Source organism: Burkholderia cepacia (assembly GCF_001039005.1).
Lineage (GTDB): Bacteria > Pseudomonadota > Gammaproteobacteria > Burkholderiales > Burkholderiaceae > Burkholderia > Burkholderia theae.
This window is the reverse complement of the sequence record NZ_LDWR01000029.1, coordinates 130,738-153,892: the sequence shown is the minus strand read 5'-3', so window position 1 is coordinate 153,892 and position 23,155 is coordinate 130,738. Positions and strand designations below refer to the sequence as shown.

Sequence of the window (23,155 nt, the reverse complement as noted above, 5' to 3'; positions counted from 1 at the left end):
CCGCGCGTGAGCGCGCCCGTCGGCGACAGCGCATTCGATTTCCGCTACAGTGGCTTGCCCGGCCTCCGGCCGCCGCGTCGAGACGCCGCTTCATCGACAACGACAGACAATCAAAAGATGAGTCATCCGAACACCGAGCTGATCCAGCGCTTTTACACAGCCTTCCAGCAGCGCGACATCGACGCGATGCTTGCCTGCTATGCCGACGACATCGTCTTCAGCGATCCCGCATTCGGTGAACTGCGCGGCGACCTCGCCCGTGACATGTGGCGCATGCTGGTCGCACGTGCGCAGGAGTTCTCGTTGACGTTCGGCGAGGTCGACGCGGACGAACAGACCGGGCACGCGGAGTGGGTCGCGCACTACCGGTTCACCACGACCGGCCGGATGGTGGTCAACCGGATCCGCGCACAGTTCCGGTTTCGCGACGGGCGCATCGTCGAGCATCGCGACAGTTTCGACCTTTGGCGTTGGGCACGTCAGGCGCTCGGGTTCAAGGGCGCCCTGCTCGGCTGGACGCCTTTCGTGCAACGCGCGATCCGCGCGCAGGCGCGGAAGAATCTCGACGCGTATCGCGCCAAGCGAAAGTAGGACACGCGCCGTTATGGCTTCATCGTGGCGTTGATCAGGTCATACGCCATGTCCGGCAACACGCCGTCCGGGTTCGTGAGACGGTATTGGCGATACCAGCTTGCATCGGCCTCGGGATGCGGGCCGACGAGCCCGACGCGCCCTTTGCCGTAGCGGTAAGTCGCGGCCGCGATATCGTTGTTCGGATAGGTCGCGAGCACGACACCGCCGGAGCCGGTTCGAGCGGCCGGGAGCGTCGCGCCATCCTGGAAGTAGATCCAGCGCTTTTTCCCGCGCCAGACGACCGGCGTCACCGTGTCCGCGATACCGTGAATCGTCGAGCCCGGCCGGTCGACCTCGGAGTCGATCTCGCCGTCGACCAGCCCGAAACCCTGGTCGCCCGCCAGGTAGGCGCCCATGCAGATACCAAGGTATCGCCCGCCGTTCGACACGTAGTGCCGCACGGCCCTGATCGAATTTCTCCCGATGCTGGCAGCCGCGCCGGGAATGTCCTGCCCGCCGCCGGGCTGGACGTATAACGCGGCACCGGCCAGCGCGCCGGGCGTGATCTTGAGCTTTTCCGCCGGCCCGACGTAGATCACCCGGAACTTGTAGTCCGACTCCTGCAGGCGCGCGGCGATCGCCTCGGGGCAACCGTCGCACGCCGCGGGCCCGCGATAGACCAGCGCGACGGGCCGGCTGGCCGCGCCACGCATCTCGTCACCGGTCCTGGCCGCCTGGACGACCGACGACGCGACGAGTGACACCAGCAGGACAATCGAATCTCGGGATCGCATGTTCTTGATCGACGGAGTTGAAGGCATCGCGACCGCTCAAGACGAATCGACGGACGCACGCCCCTTTTTCGCCCCGCGCTTTTGAAACCGGATTGCAAGCCGCGCGACACGAAGCGTAGGCGCGCGAAAGCGCCGCGTGTGTACCGTTTCTTGCGTGCTTGTGCAGATATGTGCCGCACCGGCAATCGGAATCGAGCCCCACGGCTTCGATAGCCGGCACATGCCATCGCCAGTCGCCGCCTCGAACGGTCCGCGCCTCAAGTCTTATATAAGACATAAGACATTTGACGTTATAGAGTGATGCGATTAGAATCGCGTTCAAAGCAGTGCCTGGAACAGCCCCGGAGTGCCGGAACGGCCTTCCCCTCAAACGCAATATCAGCAGGTCTCCCCATGCTTGAAAACTTTCGTGCTCACGTGGCCGCCCGCGCCGCGCTCGGTATTCCTCCCCTGCCGCTGACGGCTCAGCAGACCGCCGAACTGGTGGAACTGCTGACGAACCCGCCCGCCGGCGAAGAGCAGACGCTGGTCGAACTGATCACCTACCGCGTGCCCGCCGGCGTCGACGAAGCCGCCCGCGTGAAGGCCGGCTTCCTGGCCGCCGTGGCCAAGGGCGAGACCGCCTGCCCGCTGATCTCGCGCGAACGCGCCACAGAACTGCTCGGCACGATGCTGGGCGGCTACAACATCCAGCCGCTGATCGAACTGCTGTCCGACGAAGCAGTCGCGGCCGTCGCCGCCGACGCGCTGAAGAAAACCCTGCTGATGTTCGACCAGTTCCATGACGTGAAGGAACTCGCCGACAAGGGCAACGCGCACGCGAAGGCCGTGCTGCAAAGCTGGGCCGACGCCGAATGGTTCACCAGCCGTCCGGAAGTGCCGCAAAGCCTGACCATCACCGTCTTCAAGGTGACGGGCGAAACCAACACCGACGACCTGTCGCCGGCCCCGGACGCCACCACCCGCCCGGACATCCCGATGCACGCGCTGGCGATGCTGAAGAACACGCGCCCGGGCATCACGCCGGAAGAAGACGGCAAGCGCGGCCCGGTCAAGTTCATCGAATCGCTGAAGGAAAAGGGCCACCTGGTCGCCTACGTGGGCGACGTGGTCGGCACCGGCTCCTCGCGCAAGTCGGCCACCAACTCGGTGCTGTGGTTCACCGGCGAAGACATCCCGTTCGTTCCGAACAAGCGTTTCGGCGGCGTGTGCCTCGGCAGCAAGATCGCCCCGATCTTCTACAACACGATGGAAGACGCCGGCGCGCTGCCGATCGAGCTCGACGTGTCGCAGATGGAAATGGGCGACGTGGTCGAACTGCGCCCGTATGACGGCAAGGCACTGAAGAACGGCGCCGTGATCGCCGAATTCCAGGTCAAGTCCGACGTGCTGTTCGACGAAGTGCGCGCCGGCGGCCGCATTCCGCTGATCATCGGCCGCGGCCTGACCGCGAAGGCACGCGAAGCGCTGGGCCTCGCGCCGTCGACGCTGTTCCGCCTGCCGCACCAGCCGGCCGACAGCGGCAAGGGCTTCTCGCTCGCGCAGAAGATGGTCGGCCGCGCGTGCGGTTTGCCGGAAGGCCAGGGCGTGCGCCCGGGCACGTACTGCGAACCGAAGATGACCTCGGTCGGCTCGCAGGACACCACGGGCCCGATGACCCGCGACGAACTGAAGGACCTCGCCTGCCTCGGCTTCTCGGCCGACCTCGTGATGCAGTCGTTCTGCCACACCGCCGCTTATCCGAAGCCGGTGGACGTGAAGACGCACCAGACGCTGCCGAACTTCATCAGCACGCGCGGCGGCATCGCGCTGCGCCCGGGCGACGGCGTGATCCACTCGTGGCTGAACCGCATGCTGCTGCCCGACACCGTCGGCACCGGCGGCGATTCGCATACGCGCTTCCCGATCGGCATCAGCTTCCCGGCAGGCTCGGGCCTGGTCGCATTCGCGGCCGCCACCGGCACGATGCCGCTGGACATGCCGGAATCGGTGCTGGTCCGCTTCAAGGGCAAGATGCAGCCGGGCGTGACGCTGCGTGACCTCGTCAACGCGATTCCGCTGTACGCGATCAAGCAAGGCATGCTGACGGTGGCCAAGCAAGGCAAGAAGAACATCTTTTCGGGCCGCATTCTCGAGATCGAAGGCCTGCCCGACCTGAAGGTCGAGCAAGCGTTCGAGCTGTCGGACGCGTCCGCCGAACGTTCGGCCGCCGGTTGCTCGGTGCACCTGAACAAGGAACCGATCATCGAGTACCTGAACAGCAACGTCACGCTGCTGAAGTGGATGATCGCGCAGGGCTACCAGGATCCGCGCAGCCTGCAGCGCCGTATCGCGGCGATGGAGCAATGGCTGGCCGACCCGCAACTGCTGTCGCCGGATGCCGACGCCGACTACGCGGCCGTCATCGAGATCGACCTCGCCGACATCCACGAGCCGATCGTCGCGTGCCCGAACGACCCGGACGACGTGAAGACGCTGTCCGACGTCGCTGGCGCGAAGATCGACGAAGTGTTTATCGGCTCGTGCATGACCAACATCGGCCACTTCCGTGCCGCGTCGAAGCTGCTGGAAGGCAAGCGCGACATTCCGGTCAAGCTGTGGGTCGCGCCGCCGACCAAGATGGACCAGAAGCAGCTGACCGAAGAAGGTCACTACGGCGTGTTCGGCACGGCTGGTGCGCGTACCGAAATGCCGGGCTGCTCGCTGTGCATGGGCAACCAGGCACAAGTGCGCGAAGGCGCGACGGTCATGTCGACGTCGACCCGCAACTTCCCGAACCGTCTCGGCAAGAACACGAACGTGTACCTCGGCTCGGCGGAACTGGCGGCGATCTGCTCGCGCCTGGGCAAGATCCCGACCAAGGACGAGTACATGGCCGACATGGGCGTGCTCACGGCCAACGGCGACAAGATCTACCAGTACATGAACTTCGACCAGATCGAAGACTTCAAGGAAGTGGCCGACACCGTGCAGATGTAAGCACACTGCCGGGTCGCGGCGGGTCGTTCCCGTCGCAGCGCCGCACGATGGCGCCGCAGGCTGCATGCCTGCGGCGCTTTTTTTTCATGCGGCTTCGGCTCCGGGTACCTGCCCTGTCAGTCGTAAAGCGCGCTGATCCGCTCGACCACGTCGAACGGCAGACCCTCGTCATAACCTTCCGCTTCGTCGAGATCGACATACTCGCGGCCCTTCGTCGGCTGCAGCATCAACGCCGGCACCGGCCGCGCAACCGGTACATCCGGATAATCGCTCGGGCCCGCGCCTTCGAAGTCATGCGGATCGAACCAGATCCCATGATCGGCGTAATAGCCTTCGGCGTAGCGCCGTTCGATTTCACGCAGCAGCCGGAACGTGTCCAGTTGATACGACGCGTCGCCCAGATCGCTTTCGTTCGCGTACTGGACGAACCATGCGGCGCCGAGATTCCAGTAGATCAGCAGCGCGGTCGCGTGATCGACGTTGCGGTTGTCGAGCAGCCAGCGCAGCGCGTGTCCGTTGCCGTCGTAATTGGAACGCGCGGCGAACCGGTGCCATTGCTCGGGCGTCGCGCCCTCGAGCCAGGTCCGGACGATGTCCCACACTTTCTGTTCGATTTCGGAATCATCCATGCAGGATCTCCTTGCGAATGACGGATGGCGGGAAGTTCTGAATATTCAAGGTTTCGGCGCTGCGTCGGCGGACTCACGCGGCATCGCCGCCCGGCTCGCGACGGATCACCAGCTCGTTGAAGCCGGTACCCGCATCGGGTTCGCGAGCGAAACGATGCGCGGGCAGCAGCGCGAGCAGGATCTCGGCGGTCGTGCGCACCACGCAGCCGCTCACCACATGGCCGCCCGACACGCGGCCGCTCGCATCGGAAACGGACATGTGCAGGTGCGCGCCGTCCGGCGAGACCGAACCGGCCAGCGTCAGGATTTCGAGGTCGCCGCGCAGTTCGGTCGGCAGGTCGGCGCCGGCAAAGCGCAACTGCGCGACGCTCAGGCTGCCGATGCCCTGGATCACGAATGCCGCGTGCGCACCGTGCGAACGCAACGCTTCCTCGATGGATGCGCGCAGATCGTCGCCGGGAGAAAGACGCAGGGGATGGGCTTGCATGGTCGAGAACCCGCTGGAGGATCGTGGTGTCGACAAAGAGTACGTTCGCCCCGTGAATCCGGCAAGTCACCCGCACCCAGAAAAACCGCCCTCGCCTCACTGCAACGCGCAGGCAACACCCGCGGGCATCACCCCGTAAAACGCTCGCTCGCGATCCGCGCATCGGGCACGCCTGCCGAGACAGCGACGTCCCGCACACCCTGCACGAGCGGCGGCGGCCCGCACACGTAGATGTCCGGCGGCGCACCGGCCTGCGCGAGCGCCGCGCGCAACGCGTCGACCGGCGTGCCGCGAAACCCGGCCCACTCCGCACCCGGCCGCCATACGCACAGATCGACCCGCAATTGCGGCAGGTCGGCCTGCAAACGCGCAAGCTCGTCGAGCATGAACAGTTCGCTTTCCTGATTGACGCCGAAGAACAGCCGCGTGTCGATCATCTCCTGATACTCGGCCATGCGTCGCAGCATCGACAGGATCGGCGCGAGACCCGTGCCGCCCGCAACGAACCAGCGCGGCCGCAGGCTGTCCGCGAACAGCCCGAAACCGCCCATCGGCACGCGGACCGTCAGCAGATCGCCCGGCCGCGCGCGCTCGCGCAGGTACGTCGAGAACCAGCCGTCCGGCCGCAGCCGGATCAGGAACTCGAGGCGGCCGTCCCAGTTGCTCGTGTTCGCGAGCGAATACGGGCGGCGCACACCGCTGCCCGGCACCTCGAGTTCGGCGAACTGACCGGGCTCGAACTCCACGGCCGAGCCGGAGGCGTCGTCGGGCTCGACCTGCAACTCGACGCGCATCGTGTCGGCTGCGATCGTGTCGAGCGTCGCGATCCGCGCGGCGCGCACGGGCACCGGATGCAGCAGCACCTTGGTCCGGTCGTACGGTGCGGCGACCCGCAGATCGCCGCGCGGCGTGGTCCGGCACAACAGGACCGCGCCGCGCTGGCCGGCCGGCAGCACGCCGGCGCTGTCGGCCGGCATCTCGTACGCACCGTCGACGACGGTCGCCCGGCACGCGCCGCAGCTTCCGCGCCGGCACTGCGACGGCAGCGTGATGCCGGCGTCGGCCGCCGCCGCGAGCAGATCCTGTTCGGCGTCGCAGCCGAAGCCGAACCGTTCGCCGTCGCGCGTCGTGATTTCGATCCGATAAGTCATCGAACGATCCCGCTCAAGCGGCCTTGCGCGCCAGCGACGCGGCAAGGTCGGCACCGGCGTCGCCGATCGGCTGGATGCCGAACTGCTCGACCAGCACCGCGAGCACGCCCGGCGTGACGAACGCCGGCAGCGTCGGCCCGAGGCGGATGTTGCGCAGGCCGAGCGCGAGCAGCGTCAGCAGCACGGCCGCCGCCTTCTGCTCGAACCACGAGATCACGAGCGACAGCGGCAGGTCGTTCACGCCGCAATCGAACGCGTCGGCGAGCGCCGTTGCGATCCGGATCGCCGAATAGCTGTCGTTGCACTGTCCGACGTCGAGCAGCCGCGGAATGCCGCCGATATCGCCGAACGCGTGCCGGTTGAACCGGTACTTGTTGCAACCGAGCGTCATCACGACCGTGTCGTCGGGTGCCTGCTCCGCGAACTCGGTGTAGTAGTTGCGGCCCGGCGCCGCGCCGTCGCAACCGCCGATCAGGAAGAAATGGCGGATCTGCCCTGCCTTGACCGCGTCGATGACCTTGTCCGCGACGCCGAGCACCGCATGCCGGCCGAACCCGACCGTGATCGTCTCTTCCGGCGCCGTGGCCGGAAACCCGGGCAGCGCCTGCGCGGCGCGCATCAGCGTGGAGAAATCGCGATGCTCGAGATGGCGCACACCGGGCCAGCCGACCGGCCCCGTCGTGAAGATCCGCTGCCGGTATTGCGGCATCGGCTCGATGATGCAGTTGGACGTCATCAGGATCGGCCCGGGGAAATGCGCGAAGTCGCTCTGCTGGTCCTGCCACGCCCCGCCGTAGTTGCCGGCCAGGTGCGGAAATGCGTTGAGCGTCGGGTACGCGTGGGCCGGCAGCATTTCGCCGTGCGTGTACACCTGGATGCCCGTGCCGGCCGTCTGTTCGAGCAGCGCGTACAGATCGCCGAGATCGTGGCCCGACACGAGGATCGCCTTGCCCGCCACCGGCGACACGCGCACGGCGGTCGGCTGCTGCGCGCCGAAACGGCCGGTGTTCGCACTGTCGAGCAGTTCCATCACCGTCAGGTTCAACCGGCCGAGATCGAGCGCCTGGGTGAGCAGCGCATTGACGTCGTCGGGCTCGCTCGCGAGAAACGCGAGCGCCGCCTCGATGCCCTCGTAGATATCGTCACGCTCGTAGCCGAGCACCCGCGCATGATGCGCGTACGCACACACGCCCTTCAGCCCGTACAGCACCAGCGCGCGCAGGCCGACGATATCCGCGCCCACCTTGTCGAGGCCCGTGTCGATGCCGACGGTCGCGGCCTGTTCCAGCAGGCCGGCAAGATCGTCCGCCGGCTGCCACGTCGCCGGCCCCCGCGGCGCGGGAACGGCCGTTCCAGCCGCCCGCGCGTTCGCTTCGCATGCGGCCTTCACGCGGTCGCGCGTCTGCGCCGCGTCGCGCAGCAGCTCAACGAAGCGTGCCGCATGGAAATTCACGTTGGTCAGTGTCGTGAACATCGCGTACAGCACGAACCGGTCGGCATCGCGATCGGGCACGCCCGCCGCCCGCGCGATCGCGCCGTATTGCGCGATGCCCTTCACCGCATGGACCAGCAGGTCCTGCAAATCGGCCGTCGTGGCATCCTTGCCGCAGTTGCCCTTCGCCGACGCGCAGCCGGGCCGCGCGCCAGTCCGGTCGGTCTGTTCGCATTGGTAGCAAAACACGGTGCTCTCCTTTCTCGATCATGGGGGCGCGGGTCAGCGCACACGACGGCGGAACGCGGGTTCCTTGCCGCCGGACGTCTCGCCCGCTTCAAGATGCGTTTCTTATGCATCTTTTTCATGATGTTTCGGCACGCCTATCGCCACCGTGATGCAGATCAAGAAACGGGACGCTCGCGGGTGAGGCAACTTGTCGCCATCACTGCCTGCCGGGTTCGGACACGTCGTCGGCATCCGCGCCTTCGATGCCCCAGTCGCCGTATCGATACCAGTCGTCGCCGAGCAATTCGCTCGGGTGCTGGGTGCGGCTGGAGCCGTTGCCGCAGCGCATCGCGTGCGTCGGGCAATAGTTGTCGCATCCCCAGCAGATCCTCTCCGGATGCATGGGATGCAGGGGAAATTTCTTGGCCATCGCGCGTCGTCTTCCCGGTGTGGTTTGATCCGCTACCGCTCGACTCTAGTTCACCGGCGCACGCGGGCCATGCGGCATTCATTCGCACCGGCCGCACTGCGTCGGCTAGGCACGTCGATGCGATTGGTCTAGTCTGCACGGTATTCCGCGACGCGAGCCGCTCCACCCGGCCACCTTCCGATGACCGCCATTTCGAACCGACTTTCCCGCCTGCGCGGCGGCCTGCTTGGCCTGCTGATCGGCGACGCGCTGGGCGTGCCGTACGAATTCCACGACGCCACATCGATCCCGCCGCCCGCTGCAATCGACATGACGCCGCCGCCCGGCTTCGCACCCGCGCACGACGGCGTACCGCCCGGCACCTGGAGCGACGACGGCGCGCAGGCGCTCGCGCTGCTCGATGCGCTGTTGCACGACCGCGACCTGAATCTCGACACGTTGGCCGACAACCTGCAGGACTGGTTTCATCGCGGCGCATTCACACCGGACGGCCGTGTGTTCGACGTCGGCCTGCAGACGCAGCGTGCGTTCCACGCGCTGGCGGCCGGCGCGGCGCCGGCCACTGCCGGGCCTGATGACGAGCGCGACAACGGCAACGGCTCGCTGATGCGCTGCTTTCCCGTGGTCATGATTGCCGCATCACGCGACGAAGTAATCGGCCTCGCACGCAAGCAGAGCGTCGTCACGCACGGCCACGTGCGCTCGCAGCTTTGCTGCGCGCTTTATGGCCTGACGGCGCTGGGCATCGTCGAGGGCCAGCCGGCGCCCGATGCGGTGCGCGCGGCCGAAGACGAACTGCTGGCGCGCTACGAAGGCACGGCCGACGAGATCGAACTGAAGATCGTGCTCGACGGCCGCTTCGATGCGCCGCAAGGGTCCGGTTATGTGGTCGACAGCTTCTGGTCGTCCATCCACTGCCTGCTGTCGACGGGCAGCTACGAAGATTGCGTGAAGCGCGCGATCGCGCTCGGCAACGACACGGATACGACGGCGACAATCGCCGGCAGCCTCGCCGGTGCGCTGTATGGCGAGCAGGCATTGCCGGATCGATGGGTCGCGATACTGCGCGGGAAAGCAATGGTCGAGGGCTGGCTCGCGAGACTGTGAGCGACCGGCGCCGACCCTGCCGCGTCACCCGCGGCGATCGCTCGCGAGCAATCCGTACAGCGCGCTGTCCGACACTTCATCGCCGACAATCCAGCGTTCGCGCAGCAGCCCTTCCCGCGCGAAGCCGAGCCGTTCGAGCAGCCGCGCCGACGCCGCGTTGCGCGGATCGATATCGGCTTCGAGCCGGTTCAGCCGCAACGTGTCGAACGCATGATCGATCATGGTGGACGCCGCCTCGCGCATGTATCCACCGCTCCAGTACTTGCGCCGCAGGCTGAAGCCGATCTCGGCACGCCGGCATTGCTCGTTCGCATGAAACAGCGAGCATTCGCCCAGCGTTTCGCCGGATTCCCGCAGTTCGAGCACGCAGACCAGATCCTGCCCGCTGGCGGACGTCTTCAGGTTGCGTGCAACGCGCTCCGCTGCCTGCTCGATGTGCGTCATCGGCGAGAACGAGAAATAGCGCATCGCTTCGGTATCCGACCAGAGATCGAACAACGTGTGCGCATCGGCTTCGCGAAGCGGACGCAGAAGAAGACGCGGTGTATCGAGCGTGACGGGTTCGAACATGGGCATGGCAGCGGCGGCGATCGGGAAAATGGACGCTGGATTAGAACATGCCGACCGCCAAACGCAAAAAGGCCCGGACGTCGCCCGAGCCTTTTTGCTGCATCCGCCGTTACCGGCAGCGCCTATGCTTCAAGCGCCTCCAGCACCTTCCCCTTCGTCTCGATCCCGACGAAGTGCACGGTCACTGCGGCGATCAGCGGCACGACGCCGATCAGGTAAAACGCCGGTGCGAGGTTCCCGCCGATGATCGCGTGCGGCACGACCATCGGCGCGACGAACGATGCGATCTTCAGCCACGCGCTGCCGAGCCCGCAGCCCGACGCGCGGATGCTCGTCGGATATTGTTCCGGCGTATAGACGTACGCGGTAATGAACCCCGACGCCATCAACCCGAGCGACAGCGAGCAGAAGATCGCGACGACATACACCGACGAGGCGTGATAAATGCCCGCGAACGCCAGCGACAGCGCGCACAGCACGAACGACCACACGATCACCGGCTTGCGGCCGAGCTTGTCGACGAGCAGCGCCGACGCCAGCGAACCGAGCACGCCCATCACCGAGCCGATCACCGCGAGGTTCAGCGCGAGCTGCAGCGGCGCATGATAGAAGTTCTTGTAGATCGTCGGCAGCCACGTCGACAACCCGTACTGGATGAACCCGCAGGTCGCCCACAACGTCGCCACCGCGAGCGTGCGCTTGCGATACGCGGCGCTGAACAGGTCGCTCATCTTGCGCTTCGGATGCTGGCGCACCATCTCGTCGAACGCGGCGACCTGCGTGACCGGCGGCAGCTCGCCGCGCACCGACGCTTCGAACACGCTCGTTGCGCGCCCGGCTTCCGCGAGCCGCCCGCGCGATGCGAGCCAGCGCGGCGATTCCGGCACGAGACGCGTGAGCACGAGCGACAGGATCAGCGGCAGCCCGCCGACAAAGTACATGATTTCCCAGCCGAACCGCGGTACGAGCCACGCACCGAGCGCCATCGACACGAGCAGGCCGATCGGAAACACGATCTCGTACAGCAGCACGAAGCGGCCACGGCCATGCGCGCGCGTGATCTCGTTGATGTACGTCGCGGCGACCGGCAGCTCGCCGCCCAGCCCGAGCCCCTGCAGGATCCGCAGCAGCACGAAGATCTCGAAGGTCGGCGCGAAGCCGCACGCGATGCTCGTGACGCCGATCACGGCCGAGCTCCACGCGATCGCCTTCACGCGGCCATGCTTCTCGGCCAGTGCGGGAAACAGGAATGCGCCGATCAGCTGGCCGATCGCGCCGGACGCGATCAGCATGCCGATCTGCGTCGGCGACAGCCCCCATTTGTGAATCAGCAGCGGCAGCGTCGCCGCGATCGTGATCACGTCGAAGCCGTCGAAGAACGTCGCGGTACCGATCAGCACGCGTGCGCGGATCTGCATCGCGTTGGCCGGAAGCCGCTCGAGCCGCGCGATGATCGCGCCGGGCGTGGAGGCGGCAGCTTCCATCGTGGCGCGACCGGCCACGACGTTGTCGAAAGTGCTCATGCGGGGTGTCTCCGTAGTCTCTCTGCCCGGTCAGGCAAGCGCTTTGGTCGTGTCTGCCAGGGCTTCCGTATCCACTGCCCGGCCCTGGTTCATCCACTTGCGCGCGAGTTTCAGCTCGCGTGCGTTGTTCACGGCGATGACACCTCTCACATGCCCGTCGCCAAGGAAAAACAGCGTCGCGCGGCGCGCGGCGAGTTCGCCGCGCACGACGAGCTGTGCATCGGCCGGCAGATCGCCCAGAATCTGCAGGTTCACGTCGTACTGATCGGACCAGAACCACGGAATCTCCGCGTACGGTGCGCGCACGCCCAGCACGGCTTTCGCGGCCGCGATCGCCTGGTTCTGCGCATTGGCCCACGATTCGAGCCGCACGCGCCGCTTCAGCCAGCCGTTGTGATGGTTCGCGACGTCGCCGCACGCGAAGATCGCCGGGTCGCTGGTCGCGCCGAATTCATCGACGACAATGCCGTCGTCGACGGCCAGCCCCGCGTCGCTCGCGAGCGACGCATTCAGCGCGAGGCCGATGCCGGCCACCGCGAAATCGGCGTCGATCGTCGTGCCGTCGGCCAGCGTCGCGCGCACCTTCGATGCGTCGTCCGGCTGCGCGTCGAGCGACGCGAGTGCCGCGCCGAGACGCACGTCGACGCCGTTCGAGCGATGCAGGTCGAGCAGGAAATCCGACACGATCTGCGGCACCGAGCGGCCGCACAGCCGCGGCGCGCCTTCCACCACGACCGCCTCGACGCCGAGCTTGCGCGCGGTCGCCGCGACTTCGAGACCGATCCAGCCGCCGCCGATCACGAGCACGCGCCGGCTGGCGCGCAGTTTCTCGCCGAGCGCGGCCGCTTCGTCGAGCGTGCGCAGGTAGTGCAGGTTCGGCGTCTTCACGATCGCGTCCGGCAGGCGGCGCGACGTGCCGCCGGTCGCGATCACGAGCCGGTCGTATGCGATCTCGCGGCCGCTGGCGGTGGTCACCACGCGGCGCGCGCGGTCGACCGACGCGGCGCGTTCCGGCTGCCACGCCTCGACGTTCAGCGCGTCGAATTCGTCGGGACGCACGACGCGCACGGTTTCGATATCGGCATCGCCGGCCAGCACGGCCTTCGACAGCGGCGGACGCTCGTACGGCAGGTGCGCCTCGTCGGCGATCATCACGAGGCGGCCCGCGTAGCCTTCCGCGCGCAACGTCTTCAGCACCCAGCCGGCGGCCTGGCCGCCGCCGATCACGACGACCGTGCCCGGCGCGGGCTGCGGGGGCGTGTTCGCTTCGGTCATGATTTGCGCTCCGTCATGAACTTGCCTTCCGGCGCTTTCGCGTTCTTCTGCCGGCGCGTGTTGCCGTCGAGGCCGCCGTCGACGGCCCACTCGGCGAACACGGTCGGGCCCGGCTCGAAATCGCGCGGCTGCCACTCGGGCGTCAGGACGTCCTCGTCCGCGTAGTACTCGATCAGGCCGCCGGCCGGATTCTGGAAATACCAGAAGTACGCGGACGACACGGGGTGACGGCCCGGGCCGAGTTGCGTTTCCCAACCGCAGCGGTCGATATGCATGCCGCCGCCGAACACTTCATGGATATCGCGCACGGTGAACGCGACGTGGTTCAGGCCGCGTTTGCCATTCGGCAGCGCGAGCAGGAACAGGTCGTGGTGGCCGCCGTGCGGCGCGCAGCGCATGAATGCACCGCGGCCCGGGTAGCGGTCCGACGTCTCGAAGCCGAGCAGCTCGTGATAGAACTTTTCCTGTGCGTCGAGGCAGTTCGTGAAGAACACGACATGCCCGACCTCGACCGGCTCCGCGCGTGCATAGATCGGGCTCGGCTCGTCGACGCGCAGCGTCCGGCCCCACACGTTCGATGGCGAGCCGGTGATGTCGAGCTCGCGCTTGCGCGTGACCTCGACGCGGATCGCCATCCCGTTCGGGTCGGTGCAGCCGAGCGCATCCTTCCGTGCGTAAAAGCCGGGCTGGCCGGCGAACTTGCCGCGCAGCGCGTCGAGTTCCTGCTGCGTCGCGACACCCCACGTGACTTCACGCAGCGTCGGGCCCGCTTCGAACGCGGGCGGCAGCGCCGGATCGTCGGCCTTGACGACCAGCACGGTGCAGCCGTTCATCGTCTCGAAGCGTGCTTCCGTGTCGTCGTGCTCGACTTCCTTCAGCCCCCAGTCGGCGAAAAAGCGCCGGCAGGTGGCGAGATCGTCGACACCGTACGTGATCTGCTCGATTCCCAAAATGCTCATTGCGTTTTTCCCCTTCGCTCAGTTCGCCCACGGCAGCGGCGCGTCGTTCAAGCCCCAGTAGAGGCTCTTCTGCTGCATGTACTCGCGGATGCCGAGACGCCCCTTCTCGCGGCCCATCCCGCTCTCCTTCCAGCCCGAGAACGGCGTGGAGATCGAGAACAGCTTGTACGTGTTGATCCAGACGGTGCCCGTCTCCAGCGCACGCGCGATGCGCCACGCACGCTTGTAGTCGCGCGTCCAGATGCCGGCGGCAAGGCCGAACACGCTGTCGTTCGCCTGCCGGATCAACGACGCTTCATCGTCGAACGGCATCGCGACGAGCACGGGCCCGAAGATTTCTTCCTGGCAGATGCGCGCGCTGTTCGGCAAGCCTTCGAGAATCGTCGGCTGATAGAAGAAACCGTTCTCGCGCCCGTCGCCCGACGGCCGCTCGCCGCCGCACAACAACCGGCCGCCTTCTTGCAGGCCCAGTGCGACGTAACGCTCGACCGATTCGCGGTGCTTCGCGGTGATCAGCGGCCCCATCTGCGTATCGGGCCGCGTCGGGTCGCCCACGCGCAGCTTGCGTGCGCCCGCAACCAGGCGCTGCATGAATTCGTCGTACACCGCGCGCTGCACGAACAGCCGCGAACCGGCGATACACGCTTCGCCCGACGAGCTGAAAATGCCGTACAGCACGCCGTTGACCGCGTGATCGAGATCGGCGTCGTCGCACACGATCGTCGGCGACTTGCCACCGAGTTCGAGCGACACGGGCATCAGCTTTTCTGCCGCGATGCGCGCGATGCCGCGGCCCACTTCGGTGCCGCCGGTAAACGACACCTTCTTCACGAGCGGATGACGCACGAGCACGTCGCCGATCACCGAACCCTTGCCGGGCAGCACGCTCAGCACGCCCTTGGGCACGCCGGCTTCCTCGCAGATGCGCGCGAGCGCAAGCGACACGAGCGGCGTGACTTCGGCCGGCTTGAGCACCACCGCGTTGCCGCCCGCGAGCGCCGGCGCGAGTTTCTGCGCATCGGACGCGATCGGCGAATTCCACGGCGTGATCGCCGCGATCACGCCGATCGGCTCGTACACGCTCATCGTCAGGTAGTCGCCGCGCGACGGCGTCAGCTCCTCGTCGAGCGTTTCGAGGCAGGCCGCGAAATAGCGGAACGTGTTTGCGGCGCTGGCCACCAGCACGCGCGTCTCGCCGATCGGCTTGCCGTTGTCGCGGCGCTGCAGGTTCGCGAGTGCCTCGTGGCGCTGCATGATGAGATCCGCGATGCGGTACAGCACCTGCGCGCGCTGGTGCGGCTTCAGCCCGGCCCAGTCGGCGCGGCGCCATGCGGCATCGGCGGCCTCGACGGCTTCGGCCGCGTCTTCCGCGTTCGCGGTCGACACTTCCATGTTCAGCGACTGGTCGGCCGGATAGATGCTCGCGTAAGGCGCGCCACGGCCGCGCCGCCATTCGCCGCCGATCAGGATGTTGCCGTCGGGTACGAGGCTCGTATCGAAAGGAGTCATGTCACAAGTCCCACAAATCTGTCTCTGCACAGCCGCCCTCGCCGTGGCGCGGGCGGACGCTTGGTGGCCCGGTCAGATCACGCAGCGGGCCGCGCGGTTGCGCAACGCGCGGATCGCGCTGTACGCCGTCAGCGCGGACGTCTTCGGGTTGTCCGGCAGCGGCTTGCCGCTCATTTCGAGCGACATCTCGCCGAACGCGCCGCGCGCGGTAATGCGGTGCACGTTGCGTTCGACGGCCGGATCGGCGATCAGGCGCACGCGCGTCGCGTCGAGGCCGAGGCCCGCCAGCGCGACGGTCGCCGCGACGTTGGCGTTCTTCGGATACAGCCGCGCGGCGTCGCGCGCGGTGCCTTCGAAGATCACCTTTTCCTCGGTCATCGCGCGCAGGTCGCACGATGCCTCGGCCGGCGTGCCGAGCCAACCGAGCGGCGGCTTGCGGCCGACGTACAGCACTTCGTCGAGGCCGCCCTGCTGCGCGGAAGCCAGTGCGTCGATGCCGCCGATCGCGCCGGACAGCAGCGTCACCGTCGCGTTGCCTTCGTCGGCTGCCCGCGACAACACGTCGAGCAGCGCGAGATCGGACAACGCGCCGATCGATGCGACCGCGCAGTCGGTGCCGGCCCTCAGCAGCGGCACGACGTGATCGACGAGTGCACTGTGGCCCGCGCATTCAAGCGCGAACTCGGGGCGACGGGCCAGTGCGTCGACCGACGATACGACCTCGACCGCACTGCCGAGCACGCCCTGCACCGCCGCGCGCTGGTGTTCCGGCACGATCACGTGCGCGATGCGCAGCGACGCATCGTGCTCGACCGCGTGGTACACGGCCGCGCCGATCGCACCGAAGCCGATCATCGCGACGTCGACGGGTGCGTGCGCGTTACGCATACTGGCGCTCCGTGGGCGCTTCCTTCTTCACCGGCGGGCCTGCGAACTGCGATGCGAACGAGCCGACCGACAGCATGTCGACCTCGACCATCACCGGGCCTTCCTTCGCCATCCCTTCGCGCACGATCGCTTCGGCCTGGTCGAGCGACGTGATCCGGTAGTGCGTGAGGCCGAAGCTCGCGCAGAACTGCGCGAAATCGGGCTGGTGCAATTGCACGAAGCAGCGGCGGCCGCCGTAGTGCGCGTCCTGGATGTTGCGGATCACGCCGTAGCACTGATCGTTCATCAGCACGATCATCACGTTCGCGTTTTCCTGCACGGCCGTCACGAGCTCGCCGACGTTGACCATCAGGCCGCCGTCGCCGACGAGGCAGACCGTCTTCGCCGCCGCGCCCGCCAGCGCCGCGCCGATGCCCATCTGAATCCCCTGGCCGATGCCGCCGCCCAGCGCATGCACGCCCGCGCGCGGCTCGAAGATCTTCAGCAGACGGTTGCCCCACGTGCTGTTCGAGATCGTCACGTCGCGCACCCAGTTGTAGTCGCGGCCGACGGCGCCCTGCAGCGTATCGACGAGCTGCTTGTACGGCCCGAGGCCCTTCGCCACGTCGGTCACCGCCTGATCGCGCGCCGCCGCGAGATCGGCCGCGAACTGCGAATCGACCGACAGGCGGCCTTCGAGGCGGTCGGCCAGCTCGGCCAGCACGCGCTTCGAATCGCCGTGCACGAACAACTCGTTGCGATAACCGCGGTTGTCGGCGAGCGCGTCGGCATCGACGCGGAACAGCGGCTGCGGCAGCGCGAGCTTGTACTTCAGCGTCTCGTTGCCGCGCAGGCGCGAGCCGACCACGACGAGTGCGTCGCAGGTCTTGTAGAACGCCTCGACGGACGCGTGCACGTTGAACGCGCCGAGCGTCGCCGGGTGATCCTCGGGCAGCACGCCGCGGCCCTGCACGCTCGTCACGACGCCGAAGCCGAGCTTCACGAGGCGTTCGACTTCCTCGCGTGCGTGACGCGCGCCGCCGCCGAGCCACAGCAGCGGGCGGCGCTTGGCGGCAAGCGCGTCGGCGAGCTTCGCGACACGCGCTTCGTCGTGCTCGCGCACCGTGATGTGCGCCGGCGCAAGATCTTCCGGCCATTCGATTTCGGCAGCCTGGATGTCGATCGGAATCTCGACCGACACGGGGCCGGTCGGCGCGGTCTGCGCGATGCGCACGGCTTCGCGGATCGTCGGCAGCACGGTTTCGACCGTACGCACGCGGAACGCGGCCTTCGAGATCGCGTCCAGCATCGTCAGCTGGTCGGGCGCTTCGTGGATGTACGCGAGATCCTGGTCGAGGTACGGCGTCTCGATCTGCCCCGTGATGTGCAGCATCGCGGTGCCGGCCGTCAGTGCCTCGACCATCGCGCCGGCCGCGTTGCCCGCCGCCGTGCCCGTGCTCGTGAACGCGACGCCGAGGCCGCCCGACACGCGGGCCAGGCCGTCGGCCATGTTCACCGCGCCGGCTTCGCCGCGCGCGCCGACATAGCGGATGTTGCCGCGCGAGTTGATCGCGTCGAGGATCGGCATGTTGTGGATCGAGATGACACCGAATGCGGTTTTCACGCCGCACTGCTCGAGAAAGGCGGCAATCAGCTCGCCAACCGTGGTTTTTTCAGACATGGCGTGCAAAGCCTCCAGAAACGTCGATATGGCTGCCCGTCGTGTAGGACGACAGATGCGTTGCGAGATAAAAAAGTGCCCAGGCGGCCTCGTCGGGCTTGCCGAAGCGATTCAACGGAATGTTCTTCTTGCGGGCGAGCGCGCCCGTCCACGCTTCCCAGCTTTCGCCGGGCTGCGCCTGCGTTTCGTAACGGCGGCGCCACTGACCCGACTCGACGATGCCGATCAGGATCGAGTTCACGCGGATGCGCTGCGGCGCCAGTTCGGTCGCGAGCGACTTCACGAGGCTCAGCACGCCCGCGCGCGCCGACGACGTCGCGACCATGTGCGGCTCCGGCTGCAGCGCGAGCAGCGAATTCACGCAGGTGATCGTCGGTGCCTGCGCGTCGCGCAGCAGCGGCAGGAACGCGCGCGTCGGGCGGATGATGCTGAAGTACTTCAGCTCGAGCTCTTCGCGCCATGCGTCGTCGGTCGTGTCGGCGAAGGTCGACACGCGGCCCTGGCCCGCGTTGTTGACCAGCATGTCGGCACGGCCGAAGCGGGCGGACACCGCTTGCGCGAACGCGGCCACGTCGGCTTCGTCGAGCACGTTGCAACGCTCGGCGAGCAGTTGCACGCCCGGATATTTTTCGCGGAGCGTTGCTTCGGCGCGCACGAGGCGGTCGCTGTCGCGGCCGCAGATCGCGACCGATGCGCCGGCCTGCAAGAACCGTTCGGCGGTCGCGAGGCCGATGCCGGACGAACCGCCCGTCACCACCGCAACCTGCCCGGTCAGATCGATCTCAATCATCGCAGTCCTAAAGCCTTGAGAAACGTGTGCTCGTCATCCGAGCGGTAATTGAGCCGCCGCGACAATTCCGCCGCCGCGCGCTGCACCTTGTCGATCAACCCGTCGGCGATCAGCGCCGCATCGATCTCCGGCCGCGGCACCGTCACCGTGATGCATGCAACGATCCGCTGCGTCTCGTTGCGCACCGGCGCCGTGACCACCGAGATGCCGCGCTCGAACGACGAATTGCTGACGCCGTAGCCGCGCAGCGCATCCTCGCGGATCACTTCGTACAGCGCGTCGACCGTCTCCGGCGTCGCGCTCGTCATCCGGTTCAGCGCGCGTTCCGGATACAGCGCGTGCAACTCCTTCAGCGACAGGTCGCCCATCAGCACGTGGCCGTGCGTCGTCGCATACGCGGGCAAGCGCGTGCCGACGTTCACGCGGATCGAGCTGAACACCGGCGACTGGCTCTGCGCCTTCGCGACGAACACCACGTCGCGGCCGTCGCGGATCACGATGTGCGTCGTGAAGCCGGTCGCATCGCGCAGGCTTTCGATCACGGGCAGGCCGAGATCGGTCAGCTCCAGCGAGCTCAGGTATTCGAAGCCGAGCCGCAGCACGGCGATGCCGAGCTTGTAGTTGCGATCCTTGTCCGCGCGCTCGAGGAAACCCAGCGATTCGAGCGTCTGCAGCAGACGGAATACCGTCGTGCGCGGAATGCCGAGCCGCTTCGACAACTCGGGCGCGCCGAGCACGGGCTCGCGCGGCGAGAATTCGGCGAGAATCCGCAGCCCGCGTTCGAGGCCCGGCACCACGTAGCTGGCTTCCGCCTTCGCGTTTTCGGATTCGTGTTGTTGCAGCGGTTCGCTCATACCAGCCCTCGCTGCGTATCGCACTGACGGCAGAATGTAGCGACCAGTGCGGAATAAACGGCCGGCGCTTCCACGTAACCGGCGTGTCCTGCTTGCGGAATCACCTGCAGCCCGACCTGCGCGGCCGCGGCGATCCGTTCGCAGGCAGCGGGCGGCGTGATCGCGTCGTTCGCGCCGACGGCCACGGCCGTGCGGCCGCGAAAGCCGGCGAGATCGGTCGCGAGATCGGCGTTCGCAAGCAGATGCGTAGCCTGCGCGTAGCCGGCCGGCACGATGCGCGCCATGTTCCAGCGCACCCACGCACGCGCATCCTCACTCGCGAAACCCGACAGCATGTTGCCGCTGCGCTGCTCGGCGAGCCCTTCCGGACCGAGTTCCGCGAGCATCGCGAGCCGCGCGTCGCGGCGCGATTCGCGCGTTTCGACCGGTGCGCTGCCGTAGCCGCCCGCGGGCGAGACCAGCAGCAGACCGGCGATCCGCGCGGGCATCGCACGGGCGAGACCGCCCGCGATGATCGCGCCGAGCGAATGACCGACCAGCACGCAGTGTTCGATGCCGAGTGCCTCGAGCCACGCGTTCAGCGACGCCGCGTAATCGGCGGCGGCCGGCGATGCGCCATGCACGGGCGTCGACACGCCGTAGCCGGGCGCATCCCACGCGAGCACGCGCCGCGATGCGCCGAGCGCGTCGAGCTGGCATACCCACGATGCGGCGCCCGAGCCGATTCCGTGCAGCAGCACGACCGGCAGCGCGCGGCCCGCATGCTGCGCGCCGGCCTCGCGATAACCGATCGTGCCCGCCGCGCCGGCCGCGCAACGCTGCTCGGGAAACTGCCCGAGCAGCGCGGCGAACGCCGCGGTGCGGTCGCGTTCACGTTTGTCGATGACACTCATTGCTTCACCCGCCCCGACTCAACGCTTGATCTTCGCCAGCGGCGAATCGGGCGGATAGGTCGGCGTGATCGGCTTCGACGAACCGAGCATCACGCACATCAGCGCGTCTTCCTCGCCGATGTTGATTTCCGTGCGATACACGCCCGGCGGCACCGAGATCAGGTCGCGCTCGCCGAGGATCGCTTCCCACGTCTGCCCGTCGCGCTCGCAGATCACCTTCATCTTGCCGCGCAGCACGAAGAAGATTTCCTCGACGTCGATGTGGATGTGGCTTGGGCCGATGTTGCCGGCCGGGATGACCATCGTCGAGAACGTGAAGTTGCCGGCCGGCACCGTGTTGACGTCCTTCGCGACGCCCGTGCCGCCCGTGCCGACATAGCGCATCTGCGCGCGGCGGTACTTCGGGTCGTAGTCGGCCTGGAACTTCAGCGCGTCCCAGTCGTAGCGCCGCGTCGCATAACGCGCCACGCGCCCTTCCATCCAGTCTTCAAAGCTTGCGCCTTCCGGCTGGTCCCACGACTTGCGATCGAGATCGGCGTCCGCCATCGTCCTCTCCTTCATTCAGAGTGAAAACATCAATTCATTACGAAGCCGCCGTTCACCGGCAGCAGTTGGCCCGTCACGAAGCGCGCGCCGTCCGACAGCAGGAACAGCACGGGGCCCGTCACGTCGTCGGGCACCTGCGCGCGTGTCAGCGCACGGCCCTGCATGTAGAACGCGTGGCGCTCGGCCGGCACGTACGCGGTTGCCTCGACTTCGGTCAGCCCCGGCGCGATCGCGTTGACCGTCACGCCGTGCGCGCCGAACTCGCGTGCCTGCGCATGCGTCATCGCGATCACCGCGCCCTTGCTCGCGACGTACGCGAGCAGCCTCGGCGCGCCCCACAACGCGGTGTCCGATGCGAGGTTCACGATCGCGCCGCGACCCGACTGCGCGAGGTGCGGCAGCGCTGCATTGCTGACGAGCCACACGCCGCGCACGTTCACGTTCATCACGGCGTCCCAGGTCGACACGTCCAGCTCCGTCGACAGCTTGCCGCCCGAGTTCGTGATTGCCGCGTTGTTGATCAGGGCATCGATGCCGCCGAGCGCCGCCGCGCCCTGCGCGACGAATGCGTCGACGCTCGCCGGATCGGCCAGGTCGAGCGCGAAGAAAAACGCGGCATGGCCGGCTTGCGCGAGTTCTTCCGCAAGCGCGCGGCCTTCGTCGACCAGCACGTCGCCGAACGCGACCTGCGCGCCCGCCGCGACGAGCGCCTTCACGAACGCCGCGCCGAGACCGCGCGCGCCGCCCGTGACGAGCACGCGGCGCCCCGCGAGCGACACGACCGGAGCGTACTCAGCCATTCGCGGGCTCCGAAGCGGCCTGCGCCGCGCGATGCGCGTCGAGCGCGGACAGGTGTTCCTGCGCGCGTTGGCGCAGCATCCGGCGCACCCGCGTGACGCCGATGTCGTGCTGGTACAGGTATTCGTGATCGCGTGCCTGCGGCGCGAGGCTTTCGAGGACGTAGCGGTCCTGCTCGAGCACGTCCCAGTGCAGGCCTTCGAGGCGGTTGCGGTACATGAAGCGCCACACGTCGCGCTGCCAGCCGTCGACCTTGCGCGTGCGCCAGAAGTAGACCTGGCAGTTGTCGCCGTCGACCGGCGTCGCGAAGCCGATGATCCCGAAGTTGCCGCCCGGGCCGAACTTCTGCTTGTACGGAATCGCGAGGCGCATCCACAGGCAGCCCGTTTCGCCGAGCTCGACCCAGTCGAAATTCACGTCGCGCTGGCCGATCTTCTCGAACATCAGGCCCGTTTCCGTCTTGCGCACGCGCATGTCGGCCTGCTTGTCGCCTTCGGCCATCGAGTGCGACGTCGCATGCAGGTACGCGCCGTGCATCGGGTCCATCACGTTGTCGATCGCGTACTGGTAATTGCACTTCCAGTTCGACACGCACAGGAAGTGCGCGTATTCGTCGGCGACCAGTTCCTCGGGCAGGTTCAGCGGTGCCGGCTCGCCGTGCGCTTCGTCGCCGAACCACAGGAAGATCGCGCCGGCCTTCTCTTCGACCGGATACGACTTCACGCACGTCGTGCCTTCGAGCGGACAGTTCGACACGGCCGGCACACGGTTGACCGTGCCGCCGCCGTCGACTTCGATGCCGTGATACCAGCAGGCGATGTTGCCGCCGAGGTTCCAGCCGAGCGACAGGCGCGCGCCGCGGTGCGGACAGCGATCTTCCAGCGCGTGGACCTTGCCCTCGTGATCGCGCCACAGCACGATCTGCTCGGACAGGCGCGTGAGGCCGACGGGCGCATTCGACACCTGCCAGCTCGGCGCGACGGGATACCAGTAGTTCTTGATGCCGCGGTCGAGATAGTCACGGACCGGGTCGTGTTGGACTGCGTGTTGTACGGGGGACGTCATCAGTGTGCTCCGGAT

The 23,155-nt window shown here is 67.3% G+C and carries 22 protein-coding genes; 3 read left to right on the top strand and 19 right to left on the bottom strand.

The window, feature by feature from the left end:
• Positions 1–117: 117 nt before the first annotated feature.
• On the top strand, positions 118–591 hold the full coding sequence (locus VL15_RS18180; RefSeq protein ID WP_048247406.1) for a nuclear transport factor 2 family protein: 474 nt from the start codon (positions 118–120) through the stop codon (positions 589–591).
• 11 nt (positions 592–602) lie between these two features.
• Here VL15_RS18180 and VL15_RS18175 read toward each other — a convergent pair whose 3' ends face one another.
• Entirely contained in the window at positions 603–1,367 is a 765-nt protein-coding gene (locus tag VL15_RS18175) for a BPL-N domain-containing protein (RefSeq protein ID WP_048247405.1), read from the bottom strand.
• A 393-nt stretch (positions 1,368–1,760) separates the two neighbouring features.
• On the opposite strand from VL15_RS18175, the gene acnB reads away from it, so the two are divergent.
• On the top strand, positions 1,761–4,346 hold the full coding sequence (gene acnB / locus VL15_RS18170) for a bifunctional aconitate hydratase 2/2-methylisocitrate dehydratase (RefSeq protein WP_048247404.1): 2,586 nt from the start codon (positions 1,761–1,763) through the stop codon (positions 4,344–4,346).
• Positions 4,347–4,462: 116 nt separating this feature from the next.
• On the opposite strand, the gene VL15_RS18165 is transcribed toward acnB, so the two are convergent.
• The 5 genes from VL15_RS18165 to VL15_RS18145 all read right to left on the bottom strand — a co-directional run bounded on the left by VL15_RS18165 (position 4,463) and on the right by VL15_RS18145 (position 8,703).
• Positions 4,463–4,975, bottom strand: a complete 513-nt coding sequence (locus VL15_RS18165) for a DUF4274 domain-containing protein (RefSeq protein WP_048247402.1) — start codon at positions 4,973–4,975, stop codon at positions 4,463–4,465.
• A gap of 73 nt (positions 4,976–5,048) precedes the next feature.
• On the bottom strand, positions 5,049–5,462 hold the full coding sequence (locus VL15_RS18160) for a PPC domain-containing DNA-binding protein (RefSeq protein ID WP_048247401.1): 414 nt from the start codon (positions 5,460–5,462) through the stop codon (positions 5,049–5,051).
• A 128-nt stretch (positions 5,463–5,590) separates the two neighbouring features.
• On the bottom strand, positions 5,591–6,613 hold the full coding sequence (locus tag VL15_RS18155) for an FAD-binding oxidoreductase (protein ID WP_048247399.1): 1,023 nt from the start codon (positions 6,611–6,613) through the stop codon (positions 5,591–5,593).
• 13 nt (positions 6,614–6,626) lie between these two features.
• On the bottom strand, positions 6,627–8,294 hold the full coding sequence (hcp, locus tag VL15_RS18150) for a hydroxylamine reductase (protein WP_048247398.1): 1,668 nt from the start codon (positions 8,292–8,294) through the stop codon (positions 6,627–6,629).
• Between the two features lie 196 nt (positions 8,295–8,490).
• Positions 8,491–8,703: a DUF3079 domain-containing protein gene (locus VL15_RS18145; protein ID WP_048247396.1), complete on the bottom strand. Its 213-nt coding sequence runs from the start codon at positions 8,701–8,703 to the stop codon at positions 8,491–8,493.
• A 180-nt stretch (positions 8,704–8,883) separates the two neighbouring features.
• On the opposite strand from VL15_RS18145, the gene VL15_RS18140 reads away from it, so the two are divergent.
• Positions 8,884–9,810: an ADP-ribosylglycohydrolase family protein gene (locus tag VL15_RS18140; protein WP_048247394.1), complete on the top strand. Its 927-nt coding sequence runs from the start codon at positions 8,884–8,886 to the stop codon at positions 9,808–9,810.
• Positions 9,811–9,834: 24 nt separating this feature from the next.
• Here VL15_RS18140 and VL15_RS18135 read toward each other — a convergent pair whose 3' ends face one another.
• The 13 genes from VL15_RS18135 to VL15_RS18075 form a co-directional block, all read right to left on the bottom strand.
• Positions 9,835–10,386 (bottom strand): GNAT family N-acetyltransferase, encoded by a 552-nt coding sequence (locus VL15_RS18135; protein ID WP_048247392.1) that lies wholly within the window; start codon positions 10,384–10,386, stop codon positions 9,835–9,837.
• A 116-nt stretch (positions 10,387–10,502) separates the two neighbouring features.
• Complete coding sequence (locus VL15_RS18130; RefSeq protein ID WP_048247390.1) at positions 10,503–11,903, bottom strand: MFS transporter; 1,401 nt, start codon at positions 11,901–11,903, stop codon at positions 10,503–10,505.
• A gap of 30 nt (positions 11,904–11,933) precedes the next feature.
• Complete coding sequence (locus tag VL15_RS18125; protein ID WP_048247388.1) at positions 11,934–13,178, bottom strand: NAD(P)/FAD-dependent oxidoreductase; 1,245 nt, start codon at positions 13,176–13,178, stop codon at positions 11,934–11,936.
• Complete coding sequence (locus VL15_RS18120) at positions 13,175–14,137, bottom strand: VOC family protein (RefSeq protein ID WP_048247386.1); 963 nt, start codon at positions 14,135–14,137, stop codon at positions 13,175–13,177. The genes VL15_RS18125 and VL15_RS18120 overlap by 4 nt, the downstream gene beginning before the upstream one ends.
• An 18-nt stretch (positions 14,138–14,155) precedes the next feature.
• The gene (locus VL15_RS18115; protein WP_048247384.1) at positions 14,156–15,646 is read right to left on the bottom strand and encodes an aldehyde dehydrogenase; all 1,491 of its coding nucleotides are present in this window, start codon (positions 15,644–15,646) and stop codon (positions 14,156–14,158) included.
• A 72-nt stretch (positions 15,647–15,718) separates the two neighbouring features.
• Positions 15,719–16,534: an aspartate dehydrogenase gene (locus VL15_RS18110; protein WP_048247382.1), complete on the bottom strand. Its 816-nt coding sequence runs from the start codon at positions 16,532–16,534 to the stop codon at positions 15,719–15,721.
• The gene (locus VL15_RS18105; RefSeq protein ID WP_048247380.1) at positions 16,527–18,194 is read right to left on the bottom strand and encodes a thiamine pyrophosphate-binding protein; all 1,668 of its coding nucleotides are present in this window, start codon (positions 18,192–18,194) and stop codon (positions 16,527–16,529) included. Before VL15_RS18105 ends, VL15_RS18110 begins: the two co-directional genes overlap by 8 nt.
• On the bottom strand, positions 18,187–18,984 hold the full coding sequence (locus tag VL15_RS18100) for an SDR family oxidoreductase (protein ID WP_048247378.1): 798 nt from the start codon (positions 18,982–18,984) through the stop codon (positions 18,187–18,189). Before VL15_RS18100 ends, VL15_RS18105 begins: the two co-directional genes overlap by 8 nt.
• Positions 18,981–19,838 carry an IclR family transcriptional regulator gene (locus tag VL15_RS18095; protein ID WP_048247376.1) on the bottom strand — a complete coding sequence of 286 codons (858 nt, stop codon included), beginning with the start codon at positions 19,836–19,838 and terminating at the stop codon, positions 18,981–18,983. Before VL15_RS18095 ends, VL15_RS18100 begins: the two co-directional genes overlap by 4 nt.
• Positions 19,835–20,731, bottom strand: a complete 897-nt coding sequence (locus VL15_RS18090) for an alpha/beta fold hydrolase (RefSeq protein WP_048247374.1) — start codon at positions 20,729–20,731, stop codon at positions 19,835–19,837. The genes VL15_RS18095 and VL15_RS18090 overlap by 4 nt, the downstream gene beginning before the upstream one ends.
• An 18-nt stretch (positions 20,732–20,749) precedes the next feature.
• Positions 20,750–21,277 (bottom strand): cupin domain-containing protein, encoded by a 528-nt coding sequence (locus VL15_RS18085; protein ID WP_048247372.1) that lies wholly within the window; start codon positions 21,275–21,277, stop codon positions 20,750–20,752.
• A gap of 29 nt (positions 21,278–21,306) precedes the next feature.
• A complete protein-coding gene (locus tag VL15_RS18080; RefSeq protein ID WP_048247371.1) occupies positions 21,307–22,077 on the bottom strand; it encodes an SDR family oxidoreductase in 771 nt (256 codons plus the stop codon).
• The gene (locus VL15_RS18075) at positions 22,070–23,140 is read right to left on the bottom strand and encodes an aromatic ring-hydroxylating oxygenase subunit alpha (protein WP_048247369.1); all 1,071 of its coding nucleotides are present in this window, start codon (positions 23,138–23,140) and stop codon (positions 22,070–22,072) included. Before VL15_RS18075 ends, VL15_RS18080 begins: the two co-directional genes overlap by 8 nt.
• Between the last annotated feature and the right edge of the window lie 15 nt (positions 23,141–23,155).

What these genes read in the sequence shown, in the direction of transcription:
- VL15_RS18110 (WP_048247382.1), bottom strand. Translation starts at nt 16,534, where the DNA reads ATGCGTAACGCGCACGCACCCGTCGACGTCGCGATGATCGGCTTCGGT.
- VL15_RS18090 (WP_048247374.1), bottom strand. Translation starts at nt 20,731, where the DNA reads ATGAGTGTCATCGACAAACGTGAACGCGACCGCACCGCGGCGTTCGCC.
- VL15_RS18075 (WP_048247369.1), bottom strand. Translation starts at nt 23,140, where the DNA reads ATGACGTCCCCCGTACAACACGCAGTCCAACACGACCCGGTCCGTGAC.
- VL15_RS18115 (WP_048247384.1), bottom strand. Translation starts at nt 15,646, where the DNA reads ATGACTCCTTTCGATACGAGCCTCGTACCCGACGGCAACATCCTGATC.
- VL15_RS18130 (WP_048247390.1), bottom strand. Translation starts at nt 11,903, where the DNA reads ATGAGCACTTTCGACAACGTCGTGGCCGGTCGCGCCACGATGGAAGCT.
- VL15_RS18085 (WP_048247372.1), bottom strand. Translation starts at nt 21,277, where the DNA reads ATGGCGGACGCCGATCTCGATCGCAAGTCGTGGGACCAGCCGGAAGGC.
- VL15_RS18095 (WP_048247376.1), bottom strand. Translation starts at nt 19,838, where the DNA reads ATGAGCGAACCGCTGCAACAACACGAATCCGAAAACGCGAAGGCGGAA.
- VL15_RS18180 (WP_048247406.1), top strand. Translation starts at nt 118, where the DNA reads ATGAGTCATCCGAACACCGAGCTGATCCAGCGCTTTTACACAGCCTTC.
- VL15_RS18120 (WP_048247386.1), bottom strand. Translation starts at nt 14,137, where the DNA reads ATGAGCATTTTGGGAATCGAGCAGATCACGTACGGTGTCGACGATCTC.
- VL15_RS18145 (WP_048247396.1), bottom strand. Translation starts at nt 8,703, where the DNA reads ATGGCCAAGAAATTTCCCCTGCATCCCATGCATCCGGAGAGGATCTGC.
- VL15_RS18175 (WP_048247405.1), bottom strand. Translation starts at nt 1,367, where the DNA reads ATGCGATCCCGAGATTCGATTGTCCTGCTGGTGTCACTCGTCGCGTCG.
- VL15_RS18080 (WP_048247371.1), bottom strand. Translation starts at nt 22,077, where the DNA reads ATGGCTGAGTACGCTCCGGTCGTGTCGCTCGCGGGGCGCCGCGTGCTC.
- VL15_RS18100 (WP_048247378.1), bottom strand. Translation starts at nt 18,984, where the DNA reads ATGATTGAGATCGATCTGACCGGGCAGGTTGCGGTGGTGACGGGCGGT.
- VL15_RS18155 (WP_048247399.1), bottom strand. Translation starts at nt 6,613, where the DNA reads ATGACTTATCGGATCGAAATCACGACGCGCGACGGCGAACGGTTCGGC.
- VL15_RS18140 (WP_048247394.1), top strand. Translation starts at nt 8,884, where the DNA reads ATGACCGCCATTTCGAACCGACTTTCCCGCCTGCGCGGCGGCCTGCTT.
- VL15_RS18105 (WP_048247380.1), bottom strand. Translation starts at nt 18,194, where the DNA reads ATGTCTGAAAAAACCACGGTTGGCGAGCTGATTGCCGCCTTTCTCGAG.
- VL15_RS18125 (WP_048247388.1), bottom strand. Translation starts at nt 13,178, where the DNA reads ATGACCGAAGCGAACACGCCCCCGCAGCCCGCGCCGGGCACGGTCGTC.
- VL15_RS18135 (WP_048247392.1), bottom strand. Translation starts at nt 10,386, where the DNA reads ATGCCCATGTTCGAACCCGTCACGCTCGATACACCGCGTCTTCTTCTG.
- VL15_RS18165 (WP_048247402.1), bottom strand. Translation starts at nt 4,975, where the DNA reads ATGGATGATTCCGAAATCGAACAGAAAGTGTGGGACATCGTCCGGACC.
- acnB (WP_048247404.1), top strand. Translation starts at nt 1,761, where the DNA reads ATGCTTGAAAACTTTCGTGCTCACGTGGCCGCCCGCGCCGCGCTCGGT.
- VL15_RS18160 (WP_048247401.1), bottom strand. Translation starts at nt 5,462, where the DNA reads ATGCAAGCCCATCCCCTGCGTCTTTCTCCCGGCGACGATCTGCGCGCA.